Origin of the sequence: Streptomyces sp. HB132 (assembly GCF_016909575.1) — a bacterium.
Lineage (GTDB): Bacteria > Actinomycetota > Actinomycetes > Streptomycetales > Streptomycetaceae > Streptomyces.
Window position 1 is genome coordinate 30,519 of the sequence record NZ_JAFBGA010000017.1, and the last position, 13,252, is coordinate 43,770.

Below are 13,252 nucleotides of genomic sequence, written 5' to 3' on the forward strand. Positions count from 1 at the left end.
CTTCGCCGGAGCCGGACGAACGAGGGCGCACAGATGACAGGCAGTCACCGGGCGGCGACGACCACCCGCCGGAGCACCGGGACCGCGGCCTCGGGCCGTCGGTCCGGGCACACCCGGATACGGATCGTCCTCGTCACGGCGGTGTCGCTCCTCGTCCTGGTGACAGCCGGTGCGGGCTGGGCGTACCTCAGGCTCAACGGCAACATCGACACCTTCGGTGCGGACGGGGTGTCCGACGACCGGCCCGCCGCCGCATCGGACGGGCGGAACGTCCTGGTGATCGGTTCGGACGCCAGGACCGGGGGGAACAGCGAACTGGGCGGTGGCGACAAGAACGACATCGGCCGCTCCGACACCGCGTTCCTGCTGCACGTCTACGCGGACCACCGGAACGCGGTCGCCGTCTCCATCCCCCGTGACACGCTGCTCGACATCCCGCCGTGCAGACTGCCCGACGGAAGCTGGACCGAGACCAGGCACCAGGCCATGTTCAACGAGGCGTACACCGTGGGAAGTACGGCCGAGGGCAACCCCGCCTGCACCCAGAACACCGTCGAGCACCTCACGGGCCTGCGCGTCGACCACACCGTGGTCGTCGACTTCAAGGGCTTCTCGGCGCTGACCGAGGTCGTCGGCGGCGTGGAGGTCTGTGTGCCGCAGGACATCTACCAGAAGGACCTGAACCCGGGCCGCGCCACCCGCGGGAAGCGCCTCTTCACCGAAGGGGTGCAGACCGTGTCCGGCCAGAAGGCCCTGGACTACGTACGCATCCGGCACGGCATCGGCGACGGTTCCGACATAGGCCGCATCAAACGGCAGCAGGCCTTCGTCGGCAGCCTGCTCAAGAAGGTGAAGACCGACGGTCTCACCCCCTCGAAACTGCTGCCGCTCGCTGACGCGGCGACCACGTCCATGACCGTCGACCCCGGCCTCGGGTCTGCCGACAAACTGGTCTCCTTCGTGATGTCGCTGAAGGACATCGACCTGAACGACACCAGGTTCGTCACCGTCCCCTGGCGGTACGAGGGCGCGCGCGTCGCGATCGTCGAGCCGGACGCCGGTGCGCTGTGGGCGGCACTGAAGGCCGACCGCACCCTCGACGGCGACGACGCCGGCGGTGTGGGCGCAGGAAAGGAGCCGGACTCCACCGCCTCAGCGGACGCGGAGGAGCGGGTCCCGGCCGAGGACATCTCCGTCACCGTCCGCAACGGCACCCGCGTCACCAGGCTCGCCGCCCGAGCCGCCGACGTCCTGGAGGAGGCCGGCGTCACCGTCACCGGTACGGCTACGGCGAGCAGCCAGGACCACCGCACCACGGTGATCGAGTACGGCCCCGGCCACAAGGAGGAGGCCGAGACACTCGCGAGGCTGCTCGGCACGGGGGAAGTCCGCTCCGGCACCGGCGGCCTGGACGTGGTACTCGGGCGGTCCTACGCCGACCAGGTCTCCGCAACCCCCTCCGCGGTCCCCTCCGGGGTGCCGGCCGAGGTCACCGAGGGCGCCCGCACCGCGGACGAGGACCTCTGCACCGGACTGTCGTACGGCTGATCCGGGCGCGGCCCGCGTTTTTGGCGGTGCCGGTCGGCACCGCGGTGCCCCGGCCCCGCGGTGCCGACCGGCACCGCGGTGTCTCGGGCCTGCTCGGGGCAGCTGCGGACGCCCCGCCTACCGCCCTGTGCCGGGCCTGTCGTAACGGGACCGGGCGACCGTCAGCGCCACCGTGTACACGGCCAGAACCGCGCCGAGCAACGGGTAGTAGAGGGGTGGCAGAGCGGTCATGCCCAGCAGCGGTCCGAGCGGGGAGAGCGGCAGCAGGATGCCGATGACGGCCAGGCCGGCAGCGGCCCAGCGGACCGGGCCGGCGGTGCCGCCCCCGGCGGCGCGGCAGCCGGTGCGCAGCAGCAGCATCACCAGCGCCTGGGTGAGGAGGTTCTCGGTGAACCACCCGGAGTGGAAGGCGGCCTCCCCGGACTCGGCCGCGTCGTGCAGGGCGAGCGCGAGGACGCCGAAGGTCGCCAGGTCGGCGGCGGCTCCCAGCAGCCCGAAGCCGGTGATGAAGCGTAGGAAGTTGCGCGGCTGCAGCACCGTCGGCGCGCGGAGCGCGGCGGGGTGGAGCCGGTCGAACGCGAAGGCGAGCTGGGCTGCGTCGAAGCACAGGTTCTGGACCAGGATCTGTGCCGGGAGCATCGGCAGGAAGGGCAGCATCAGGCCGGTCGCGAGCATCGCGATCACGTTGCCGAGGTTGGACGAGAGCGTGATGCGCAGATAGGTGGCGATGTTCACGCTGCTGTGCCGGCCCGAGGTGATCGCGTGGGCGATGGCCGTGAGGTCCTTGTCGGCCAGGACCACGTCGGCGCTCTCGCGGGCCACGTCCACGGCGTCGCGCGGACAGATGCCGACATCGGCCGCGTGCAGCGCGGGCAGGTCGTTGACGCCGTCGCCGAGGAAACCCGTGGTGTGCCCGTCGGCACGAAGCACGGAGATGATCCGGGCCTTGTGCTCGGGGGCGCAGCGCGCGAAGACGGTGGTGCGCCGGGCGAGATCCGCCAGCTCGCCGTCCGTCAGGCTCTCGACGGTGTCGGCGGAGAGGACGACGCCGGGGTCGAGCCCGAGATCCGTGCACGCGCGGGCCGCCGTGCCCGGGTGGTCACCCGTGAGGACCTTGACGGTGACGCCGCGGTCCGAGAAGACCTTCAGCGCGTCCGCGGCGGTGGGCGCGAGTGCGTCGCTCAGGGCGACGAATCCGACCAGCGTGAGCCCGCGCTCGTCGGCCGGGGTGTAGTCGCGGTTGCGGGCCTGCCGTTCCGAGGTGGCGACCGCGAGGATTCTCAGGCCGCTCCGCGCCTCCCGCGCGGCGAGCGCGAGAAGCCGGGCACGCTCGTCATCGGTCAGCGCGCATCGCTCGATCACGTCCTCCGCGCCGCCCTTGACGACCAACGTGTGCAGACCGAGGCGTCCCGGCCGGCGCACCACCGCTGTGGAGAGGCGCCGTACCGGATCGAAGGGCAGCGCGGCCACACCTTCGTACCCCAGCAGCTCGTCCTCCTCGACGGCGTCCAGGATCGCCTCGTCCAGGGCGTCCGGGGTGGGCAGGTCGGCGAGCTGGAGCGTCCACCAGGCGTTGACCCCGGCCCAGTGCAGTACCTGGGGAGCCGGACGGCCCTCCACGTCCAGGGCGTGGCCCAGGACCGGCCGGTCCTGGGTGAGGGTGCCCGTCTTGTCCAGGCACAGCACGTCGACCGCACCGAGATCGTGGAGCGCCGGGAGCCGCTTGACGATCACCCTGTGGTCACGGGCGAGAAGGGATGCCCCCCGGGCCAGTGCGGTGGTGACGATGACCGGCAGCATCTCCGGGGTGAGCCCGACCGCGACCGCGACCGCGAACGGCAGCGTCTCGAAGCCCCGGCCGCGCAGCGCCGCGTTGGCCATGAGGACCAGCGGCGGGGTCAGCAGCATGAAGCGGATGAGGACCCAGGAGATCCCGTGCACCGACCGGTCGAACGCACTGGCCACGCGCGGCCCCGGTCCGCTCCGGGTGGCGGCGAAGAGGGTGTGGGCCCCGGTCGAGACGACGACCGCCGTACCGCTGCCCGATGCCACACTGCTGCCCTGGAAGCACAGCTGAGGCTGGTCGAACAGTCCGCCCCCCGGCTCCGGCGCGTCGACGGGGTGCTTGGACACCGGCGCCGACTCGCCGGTCAGCGCTGCCTGGTGCACCGTGAGGCCGCTCGCGCGCAGGAGCCGTACGTCGGCGGGGACGAGGTCACCGGGGCCGAGACGGATCACGTCGCCCGGTACCAGCTCGTCGACCGGGATCTCCCGTGACCGGGGCGTCCCGTCCTCGGCCGTGCGTCGCAGTACGGTCGCTGTGGTCGCGACCAGCTTCCGCAGGGCGGCCACGGACCGGTCGGCCCGGCGCTCCCCGCTCGAGCGCAGGACGCAGCTGACCACCACCAGTGACAGGATCACGCTCGCGGTGCCCCAGGCCGCCACTGTGGCCGACACCAGTCCCAGACACAGCAGCACCGCGGTGAACGGATCCCGAAGGCTTCCCACGAGACGGCGGGGCCAGGACGCCGTACGCCATGACGGCACCGTGTTCTCGCCGAACCGGGTGAGCCGCTCCGCGGCCTCCGTCTCGACGAGCCCGCGGGGCCCGCTCTCCAGCTGCCGCAGTACCTGGAGGGAGGTGAGTCCGGGCCAGGGCGGCGATCCGTCGCCCGGCCGGAGGTCCGTGCCCGACGGCCGGGGCGCCCGCTGTTCCTCGGGACCCGCAGGATCGGTACTGCCGGTCGCTGCGGTCTCAGGCACCGAGGTCACGGAGACGGGGGACCGAGGCGTGCGCGGCACGGTCGGTCAGCTGCCCGATCATCAGCCGCACCACCGTCACCACGTCGGGGTCATCGACGAAGTACACCTGGCGTCGCCCTTCGCGCCGGGAGCGTACGAGGCCGGCGAGCTTCAGCTTCGTCAGATGCTGGCTCACCGCGGGCAGGGCTCCGCCCACCCGCTGGGCGAGGCCGCTCACGTCGCTCTCGCCCTCCGCCAGGGCCCACACGATGTGCAGGCGCGGTGGCGAAGCCAGCAGCCCGAACGCCGCAGCCGCGTCCGCCAGCACCTCGGCGGGCGGATCGTCGGAGTGCCCTGCTGCCACCATCGCTCTCCCGTCCGGCCTGGGCCGCTGTCGGACCCGAAGGTCCCAGTGTAGGCGCCGTGCGGAAACCGGATCAGCGGCTCCCGGGCCGCCCGGGGACCGGAGCCCCGGGCCACGGTGCCGAGGCCCGCGTGGATGACGGGGAGGCATGCGGCACGCGCCGCCCGCTTCGGCAGCCGCCGCCGCGACCGGTGCATCGTCCGAGGTAATGGGGACACGTCGGGCCCGAGGCGGACGCGGCAAGCGGGGTGTCGCCCACCGGCGGCTGCTTGAGTGTCCCTTCCGGGCGGCAGATGAGTTTCCGTGTCCCGCCGGGTCCACAGCGGGGACACGATCGCGTCTGCCGCCGAACAGGCTGGATCGGCCGTCGGGGCCGAAGAGAGAGGTGCGAGATGAAACTGGTGGTGCAGGAGTTCCTGACGCTCGATGGTGTCTCCCAGGGCCCTGGATCCCCTGACGAGGACACCGGCGGAGGGTTCGAGAGGGGCGGCTGGTTCGTGCCGTACCTGGACGAGGAATTCGAGCGGGTGGCCGGCGACTGGCTCGGTGAGGCCGACGCGTTCCTCTTCGGCCGCCGTACGTACCAGAACTTCGCGCGGGACTGGCCGACCATGACCGACCATCCCTTCGCCGGCATCCTGAACGGCCTGCCGAAGTACGTGGCCTCCCACAGCCTGGCCGAGGCCGGGTGGAACCCGACCACGATCCTGTCCGGCGACGTCCCCGCCCAGGTCGCCGAACTGAAACGGCGGCCGGGTCGCGAACTGCAGGTCCACGGCAGCGCCCGACTGGCACAGTCCCTGCTGGCCGCCGGGCTGATCGACACGCTGCGGCTGGTGATCGCCCCTGTGGTGGTGGGCCAGGGCCGACGCCTGTTCCCGGACGGAGGGGCACCGGCCGGTCTACGCCTCGTCAGCCATCAGGCGACACCGGGCGGCCTGTCGGTGCACGTCTTCGAATCGGTCGGGCGTCCGGAGTTCGGGACCTACGGGGCCGACGCCCAGGCCCCGGATGCCGGGACCGGCGTCTGACCGAGCCGACGACCCGCGCGAGACCCAGGTGGCCCGCGCCCCTCACCCCCTGACGTCCCGTCGGCCGCGTCCGCGGTTTCCGTAGCGTCGCGCGCCCCGGCGGGGCGGCCGGGGGGCCGGGGGGGGCCGGTGGGGCGGTCCCTCTCGGGCGCGCGCCCGTACGACGAAGCGGAGGGGACCGGACTCGTTGTCACTGGGGCCGCCTAGAGTCTCTCCCACTCGTCACGGTGCGTTGCCGCTGACGGGTTTCATCAGCGTGCCGCCGGTTCGGCGGCCGTCCGGGACAACGGGGAGAACAGCGCATGGGGTGGGTCACGGCGGGCGACTACGAAGTCGCCCTGGAGGCGGGCAAGGTGGTCTGCCGCAACGGGAAGGGCCGGCGGCTGAAGTCCGTCCCGGCAAGATTGAAGGACGACCCGGCGGTCGTCGGACTCCGGCAGTTGACCGAGTGGCTGGAGCGGCACGAGCGCCAGTGCCTGACCGACGTCGAGCAGTGGATGGTGCGTTCGTTGCCCGTCCCCACGGCCGTGCTCGCCCGGGTCTGGCCCGACCCGGCGTGGCAGGAGGCCCTGCGGGACGTGGTGGTGACCGGCGCGGACGGCGGGGTCGCCGGATTCCTGCGCGACGTCGACCCCGATCGCGGCCTCGGCCTCGTCGACCTGGACGGCGACACGGTCCGCATCACCCCGGACGTCGTCAGCGTGCCCCACCCCGTCCTCCTCGACGACCTCGACGAACTGCGGGAGTTCGCGGTCGAACTGGGGGTGCGACAGAACGTGGAGCAACTGTTCCGCGAGGTGTGGCGCCGCCCGCCGGGCATCGCCCCGGACACCACCTCCGTGGACACCTACGCCGGCGGCGTCTTCAAGGAACTGCGCTTCCTGCACGGCCGCGTCACCCAACTCGGGTACCGGTCACGCGGTGGATACGCGGTGTGCCCGGTCGTCGAGGACGGTGCCACCGCCGAGGCGCGCATCTGGATCGGCGAGCACGACGGATACGACGAGTACGGCACCGAGACGGGCCCCCTGGGCTGGACCGAACCCTCGGGGCGCGCGCTCACGGCAGCCGAGGTCGGCCCCGTCGCGTGGTCCGAGGGCATGCGCATGGCGGCGGCGCTCTACGCCGGCCGCGACGTGGCGGACGAGGAGCAGGCGGCATGAGCAACACGACGACGAACACCGACGCGAACACGACGGCAGCGGGCACGGTGTCCCTCCCCGCCCAGGCCCGGAGCGGGAGCACCGCCACCCCCGCAGCCGAGGCCCGCGTTGCCGCCCTGCTGGACGCGGGCGCGGTCCTCCCCGCCGGTATGACCGACCGGGACGACGCCGACGCGCTGACCGCCCGCACCTACACGCACACCGCCCTCGGCGACCGCCCCGTGGTCCGGCTCGTGCCCGGCACCCTCGGCGAAGCCGAGGACCTGGCCCTGGAGTTCCTCGGACTCTCCCGGACCGCCGAGACCCCCGTCGTGGGCCAGGTGCGCCGCGAAACGCTGGGCTTCCCGGCCTGGGCCCTGGTCAACGACCCGGCCAACGGGCACCACGCCCTGGCCCTGGTCAAGGACATCGAGCGGCTGGGCCGACAGGCCAGGAGCCGAGCCGGAGCGGCCAAGGAGGGCTTCGACGCACTCGGCACCCGGCTCGGCCGGGCCGTGCCCCACTTCCTCCCCACCTACTACGAGCAGGTGGCCCGCCTCTTCCTCCAGGCGGAGAACACCAGCTACGCCGCCTCCTTCTTCGGCAAGGCCCGCGAGGCCGAACGGGTGCACGGGCTGGTCGTGGACGAGGACCGCCAGCGGGCCGTATTCCTGGAGTTCGCCTTCGCCGGCGCGCTGACCGTCAAGGCCCTGCGGCAGTACGTGCGCGACCTGGTGGCCCGGCTCGCACCGGCGGACGCCTGGGCACAGTTCCGCCGCCTGCTGGTCGAGCGCTGCGCCGCCGGCATGCCTCCGTACGCGGCGCTGCCGCAGGACGTACGCGCGCTGGTCAAGGCCGCCGGGCTGGACCGCGAGGCCGCCGAACGCGAGCTGGTGGCCGACCTGATCGGTTCCCCGGGCATCGTCCGCGCCCCCGCCTCGTTCTGGACGGCCTACCGCTCCGCGCTCGTCACCCTCGCCCGAGGGGAGGACGCCGTGCGCGTCCGGCTCCTCGGCTTCTTCCCCGAGACCTTCAGCGAGAGCGGCCGGGACGCCGACGGCGAACACGGCTGGCTCGAGCTGCTGGCCGAATCCGGCGCCGAGGACCTGCTGACCGCCGTCCCGGACACCTCGGATTCCTCCGCCTCCGGTGACCCGTCGGTCTCCCCGGCGGACTGGATCGCCCGCTGGGAGGGGCACCGCCGGCGCAACCGTGTCTCCCCCGGCCGCAGCCCGCAGACCCTTGACCTGGCGACCCGGATGGCAGACCGGCTGCGCGCCGACGGGCGCCCCGTCCAGCTGTTCCAGGGGCGCTGGCAGCGCACCGCCGACCTGGACCTCCTCGACCTCTGCCTGGCCTCCGGCATCCCCGTCGCCGAGCCGGACGACCAGACCACGGGCACCGCGCAGGGCCCCGGCGTCCCGCTCGGTTCCTGGCTCACCGACACCGCGCCCGGAGCGCGGGATCTGACCGCCGTCGCCGAACGGCCGGTCTTCCGCGCCCTGCTGAGCCGGACCGTCGGCGGCCTCGGCGGCGGACGCGGTCAGCGGCCGGACGACACCGGCATGGCGAAGCTGGCGGCGCATCCGGTTCTGTCCGCGATCCTGCGGGAGTGGCTGACCGCCTGCGCCGAGGAGTACACGGCCGCGCGAGGGCTTCCCGGACTGCACGTCGCCCTCAACAAGCTCTCCGCGTACCGCTCCGTGGTCGCGGAGGTCGCGCCGGAAGCGGTGCGGCACCTCGAGGGCCACGACGTCGTCCCGCTGCTCGCCTCGACCCTGCGCACCGGCGTCCTCGACGAACTGGGCTGGCCCGCCCTGGACGAGACGTACGCCGAACTGGCCGCCGAGGCCGCCGCCACGCGTCAGCAGCGCCACCGGACGGAGAGCGTCGGTGTCACCGGCGCCTGGCCCGCACTGATCCTGAACACTCCCGAACGGGCCGTGGTCATAGGCCCCGAAGGCGTGCTGCTGCGGCACACCCTGCGGTTGCCCACCACCCTCGACCACTGGCGGACGCCCGGCTTCCGTTATGTCGACGGCGAGTTGCTGGTCATCTGGTGGGAGGACGGCAAGCAGCGCGGCTACTGGTCGCACCGCCCCGCCGAGGTGTTCACCGTCGGCGGCGAGCAGATCCCCCGCTGGGGCGGCTCGGGCCCCTCGGACGAGGTCTGCCTGCCGCTGCCCGGAGGCGGCCGCGCCACCGGCGGCAAGGCCCTGCACGCGGGCGACACCTCCCTCCCGCCCAGGCGCGCCGTCATCTCCGACGGCACCGGCCACTGGCGGGAAGGCCACCAGGGCACGCAGCGCGTGTGGCTGGAGTACGACCCGGTCGGCGGCGCGCACGGCCGCGCGTCCCTCCCCGCCTTCCTCCGCTCAGGGGTGCAGGACGGCACCCGCCTGCTCACCGAGCACTGCCAGGTGCTGCCCCTCCAGCCCGGTCTGCAAAGCACCCCGTTCGGCACGGACGGCACGGTCCTCGGCCGCTGGGTCCGCCGCACGGTCACCGAGCCCGGCACGGCCCCTCCCGCCGACGGGCACCGGATCGTCGCCGGCAGCCCCGACGGCCACACGGTCTCCCTGCCGCACCCGCTGCCCGGCGGCCGGTCCCCGGTGCCGCTCGGCGCCCTCACCCTGCCCGGCGGGTCACGGCCGGTCGTGGCCCTGAACCACCGCTCCGTCGAAGCGCACCCGGCGGACACGGACGGCACCGGCGGCAGTCTGTGGTCCGTCACCCTCGACTCCTCCGGCGGGAACGTCGCGGCGGGCACCCCCTACGTGCCTCCCGTCGCCTACTGGCACGCCCTGCGCCCGCGGGACGAGCGGGGCTCCATCGCCCTGCGGAACCTCGGCGACGCCCGGGCGGGCGAGCTGTTCGAGGAGGTCGCCGTCGCGGTCACCCGGCACCTCGAGGCATTCCGGGCCGTCGAGGAGTACACCGGGCCCTCGTCGAGGGAACTGAGCCAGGAGGCCGTCGCCCGGGTGCTGCCCGAGGTGTCCGACGCACGGCTCCTCGCGGGCGTCACCGCACTCGTCCGGAACGCGGTGGACCGGGCTGTCGCAGCCGCCCAGTACCTGGAACCGCCCAAGCCCGTGCAGCCGGCCACCCCCCGGAACACCGCGCGCACCCAGGGCATGTTCTTCGATCACGAGCCCGAGCACGGCGACGACATGACCCTGCGCAACGCCTCCGCCTGGGGCTCCGAGCGGATGCACGGCAGCTGGTGGGGAGGCGGGAGCCGGTGGACCGTGATCCGGCAGATCCTCGCCGTCAACCATGTCCTCGGCGGCGAACCCGCGTTCGGCCCGCCCACGCCGTCCAAGGTCCCGTTCACCCCTGCGGACGGCTGGCAGCGGGACGAGTACACGGTGCCCGGCGACTCCCCGGCCTGGACCTCCCTCCTCGACAAGCTGCCCGAACTGGCCTACCGGGCCGCGTCGGCGACCACCTCCCCCGAGCACCGCACAGGGCTTCTCGTCCTGCTGGAAGCCCTCGCCGCGGGACCGCTGGCCGACCCGGCGGGCACGGTCCGGAAGGTGGAGCTCGTCGAGCCGTTCGCCGGAGTAGCACCGGCATCCGGGCCCGGACGCCCCGAGATCGTGCACCGCCTCGGCCAGGTGCTGCGCAAGGGCGCCCGCACCGTCGTGATCATCGCCGACCGCGGCCGTAACTACCGGAACGACGCGGCACGCTGGCTCGCCCTGGACCACGACCCGACCGGCGCCTTCGGCCCCGTCCCCGGCTTCACCCTGGACCGCGAGCACGTCTACCGCCAGGGCATCGCCCGCGACCGGCTCACCCGGCTCACCGCCCTGGTGCGGGAGCAGGGCCCGGCGCCCTGGCTTCCGGAGGCCGCCGAGGCGTTCGACTCGGCCACCGGAATCGGTCCCCTCCAGGCCGCCGCCCTGCTGTCGGCAGCCGGCGAGGAGCCCGGTGCCGAGGCGCTCGCGCTGCTGGGGACGAAGACACGTGCCTTCGAGGCGACCCGGGCCAGGCTGGACGCCCTGCCCCGCGACGACCGGCACGCCCTGCTCCGAGCCCTGCTGCCCGCGGACCCGGCCGAGCTGTGGTCGACGGGCCCCGACGTCCGGGCCGCCGCCGAGGTCTGGAAGGAACGCCTGGCCTCCCTCGTCCGCGTCCCGGAGGAACTGGACCTCGACCTCGCGGGCACCACCCCGGACGCCGTCGACCTGATCCTCAACGCGGCCCACCGGAACTGGCTCGCCCACGGCACCGACGTCCAGGACGGCATCGGTGGCCCCGGCCTGCACCGGGTGGGCTCACGCGGCGCGCTCGTCGTGGCACTGACCGCCCTGCGCACCCTCGCCTACACACTGCCGTACGGGCACCCCCTGCGGGCGCACCTGCCCGTCGGACTCGCGGCCCTGCGTGACCGTCTCGTCGAACCGGACCTGGTGCTGGACCTCGGTCTGAACTGGACCGATTCGGGACACTCGATCGGCCCCGCGGTCCGCGCCGCCCACGGGCTCCCCGAGTCCGGCGGCGCCGAAGCCGACGGGCTGGTCAGGGCCGGCACGGCGCTGCTCCTCGCCCCCAGCCACGGCAACAGCGAGAAGGTGCTGATTCGCCCGGCAGGTCTGGCGGGCCCCGACGACCCGGCGTTCGGCCTCATCGAAGGCACCGTCGGCCCTCACAGCGCCGGCGATCTGCTCGCCCTGCGCGCGCTGCTGGGCGAGGAGACCGGCATGTTGGCCTCGGCGGGCGCCCCCGACGGCTCCCCGCACCACCCGGCCCAGGACCCGACGCGCGCGGTGCCGGACCTGGTGGCAGAGGCGGCCGACGCCCTCGGGCTGAGCGCCGACACTGCCGCCCTCTACCTGATGCTGCTCGCCCTGCCAGACCCTACGGACCGCAACTGCGTCCGCTGGACCGAATGGAAGCCCGCACGAGTCAAGAAGGCCCGGGCGGAACTCGCCGCCACGGACCTCGTCGTGGAGGCGAAGCGCCCCCGGGCCGGCCGCACCCTGTTCCTGCCCTGCGGCTGGCTCGAACGCCCGGCACCCGGACTGCCGCTGGAGACCTGGAAGGAACGCCTCTACCCCCTGGCCGGGTCCGCCCGGACCCTGCCCCACCTCCCCGTGCCCGAGCTGTTCGCAGCCGCCTGGACACGGGTCCGCGGCGGCGACGCCCCCGCCTTCGAAGAGCTGGACACCCGCGCAACCCGGAAGGGCCGCCGTCGATGACGAACGACACCACGACCACGATCGACACCACCCCGACGGGCGGTGTCCCGGACCAGGCGACCGCGCCCGGCCGGGAGCACCGCCAGGTGGTGCCGCCCGAGGACCGGTACGCCACCGAGCTGGCCTTCCTCGCCGCACACGACTCCGGGCCCCGCCCACCCGGCTGGCTGCTCACCCCGCGCGCCGTCGTCACCTTCGTGATGGGCAGCGCGGGCGAGGCACTGAGCCTGCCGAAGGGCGCACGGCCCGGAACCGGGGTGCCACGCCGCCTGGTGATCGAGCAGAAATTCGTCGGCGAGCGCGCCCTGGTCGAACGCTGCGTGGTCACCCTTGCCGGAGAGCGCGGGCTCCTCCTCGTGGGGGAACCCGGCACCGCCAAGTCCATGCTCTCCGAGCTGCTGTCGGTGGCCGTGTGCGGGACCAGCGCGCTCACCGTGCAGGGCACCGCGGGCACCACCGAGGACCAGCTCAAGTACGGCTGGAACTACGCGCTGCTGCTCGCCCAGGGCCCCACCGAACAGGCCCTGGTGCCCTCCCCGGTACTCGCCGCCATGACCCGGGGGGCCGTCGCCCGCGTCGAGGAGGTCACCCGCTGTCTGCCTGAGGTCCAGGACGCCCTCGTGTCACTGCTCTCCGAGCGGCGGATCGCGGTCCCCGAACTCGCGGGCGGCGAGGGTGCCCAGGTGCACGCGGCCCCCGGATTCACCCTCATCGCCACCGCCAACCTGCGGGACAAGGGCGTCTCGGAGATGTCGGCGGCGCTGAAGCGGCGCTTCAACTTCGAGACCGTGGGGCCCATCGGGGACGTGGACGCCGAGACAGCGCTCGTCCGAAGCCAGTCGCGGGCAGCCGTCGAACGCGCGGGCGCCGCCTACCAGGTGGACGACGCGGTCCTCGAAGCCCTGGTCACCGCCTTCCGGGACCTGCGTGAGGGCCGCTCGGCGGAGGGCTGGGAGGTCGAGCGCCCCTCCACGGTGATGAGCACGGCGGAGGCCGTCTCCGTCGCGGGCTCCCTGAGCCTGGCCGCCGCCTACTTCCCCGGCGACCGGGATGTGCTCTCCCTCCTGCCCGGCCATCTGCTCGGCGTCGTCCGAAAGGACGACCCCGCCGACGCGGCACGGCTGCTGGGGTACTGGGACGGGCCGGTGCGCAGGCGCGCCGAGCAGGGGTCGGCCACCTGGCGTGCCCTGTGGGACCTGCGCGCGGTGCTGGAGAGCTGAC

At 73.7% G+C, this 13,252-nt stretch carries 7 protein-coding genes; 5 read left to right on the plus strand and 2 right to left on the minus strand.

All coding sequences use genetic code 11. The features are described 5' to 3' along the window. Positions 1-33: 33 nt before the first annotated feature. Complete coding sequence (locus tag JOC24_RS27975; RefSeq protein ID WP_205023191.1) at positions 34-1,548, plus strand: LCP family protein; 1,515 nt, start codon at positions 34-36, stop codon at positions 1,546-1,548. A gap of 117 nt (positions 1,549-1,665) precedes the next feature. Here JOC24_RS27975 and mgtA read toward each other — a convergent pair whose 3' ends face one another. Next, a complete protein-coding gene (mgtA, locus tag JOC24_RS27980; protein WP_205023192.1) occupies positions 1,666-4,311 on the minus strand; it encodes a magnesium-translocating P-type ATPase in 2,646 nt (881 codons plus the stop codon). Further along, positions 4,304-4,657 (minus strand): ArsR/SmtB family transcription factor, encoded by a 354-nt coding sequence (locus JOC24_RS27985; RefSeq protein ID WP_205023193.1) that lies wholly within the window; start codon positions 4,655-4,657, stop codon positions 4,304-4,306. Before JOC24_RS27985 ends, mgtA begins: the two co-directional genes overlap by 8 nt. 389 nt (positions 4,658-5,046) lie before the next feature. Here JOC24_RS27985 and JOC24_RS27990 point away from each other — a divergent pair, with 389 nt between their 5' ends. The 4 genes from JOC24_RS27990 (at position 5,047) to JOC24_RS28005 (ending at position 13,251) form a co-directional block, all read left to right on the plus strand. Further along, positions 5,047-5,685 carry a dihydrofolate reductase family protein gene (locus tag JOC24_RS27990; protein WP_205023194.1) on the plus strand — a complete coding sequence of 213 codons (639 nt, stop codon included), beginning with the start codon at positions 5,047-5,049 and terminating at the stop codon, positions 5,683-5,685. A 302-nt stretch (positions 5,686-5,987) separates the two neighbouring features. Continuing rightward, the gene (locus JOC24_RS27995) at positions 5,988-6,848 is read left to right on the plus strand and encodes a DUF4132 domain-containing protein (protein ID WP_205023195.1); all 861 of its coding nucleotides are present in this window, start codon (positions 5,988-5,990) and stop codon (positions 6,846-6,848) included. After that, positions 6,845-12,031, plus strand: a complete 5,187-nt coding sequence (locus tag JOC24_RS28000) for a hypothetical protein (protein WP_205023196.1) — start codon at positions 6,845-6,847, stop codon at positions 12,029-12,031. The genes JOC24_RS27995 and JOC24_RS28000 overlap by 4 nt, the downstream gene beginning before the upstream one ends. Next, complete coding sequence (locus tag JOC24_RS28005) at positions 12,028-13,251, plus strand: ATP-binding protein (protein WP_205023197.1); 1,224 nt, start codon at positions 12,028-12,030, stop codon at positions 13,249-13,251. Before JOC24_RS28000 ends, JOC24_RS28005 begins: the two co-directional genes overlap by 4 nt. Position 13,252 lies beyond the last annotated feature (1 nt).

Excerpts from the sequence above, each read along its gene's own strand:
- JOC24_RS27990 (WP_205023194.1), top strand. The coding sequence starts at position 5,047 with ATGAAACTGGTGGTGCAGGAGTTCCTGACGCTCGATGGTGTCTCCCAG.
- JOC24_RS27995 (WP_205023195.1), top strand. The coding sequence starts at position 5,988 with ATGGGGTGGGTCACGGCGGGCGACTACGAAGTCGCCCTGGAGGCGGGC.
- JOC24_RS27985 (WP_205023193.1), bottom strand. The coding sequence starts at position 4,657 with ATGGTGGCAGCAGGGCACTCCGACGATCCGCCCGCCGAGGTGCTGGCG.
- JOC24_RS27975 (WP_205023191.1), top strand. The coding sequence starts at position 34 with ATGACAGGCAGTCACCGGGCGGCGACGACCACCCGCCGGAGCACCGGG.
- JOC24_RS28000 (WP_205023196.1), top strand. The coding sequence starts at position 6,845 with ATGAGCAACACGACGACGAACACCGACGCGAACACGACGGCAGCGGGC.
- JOC24_RS28005 (WP_205023197.1), top strand. The coding sequence starts at position 12,028 with ATGACGAACGACACCACGACCACGATCGACACCACCCCGACGGGCGGT.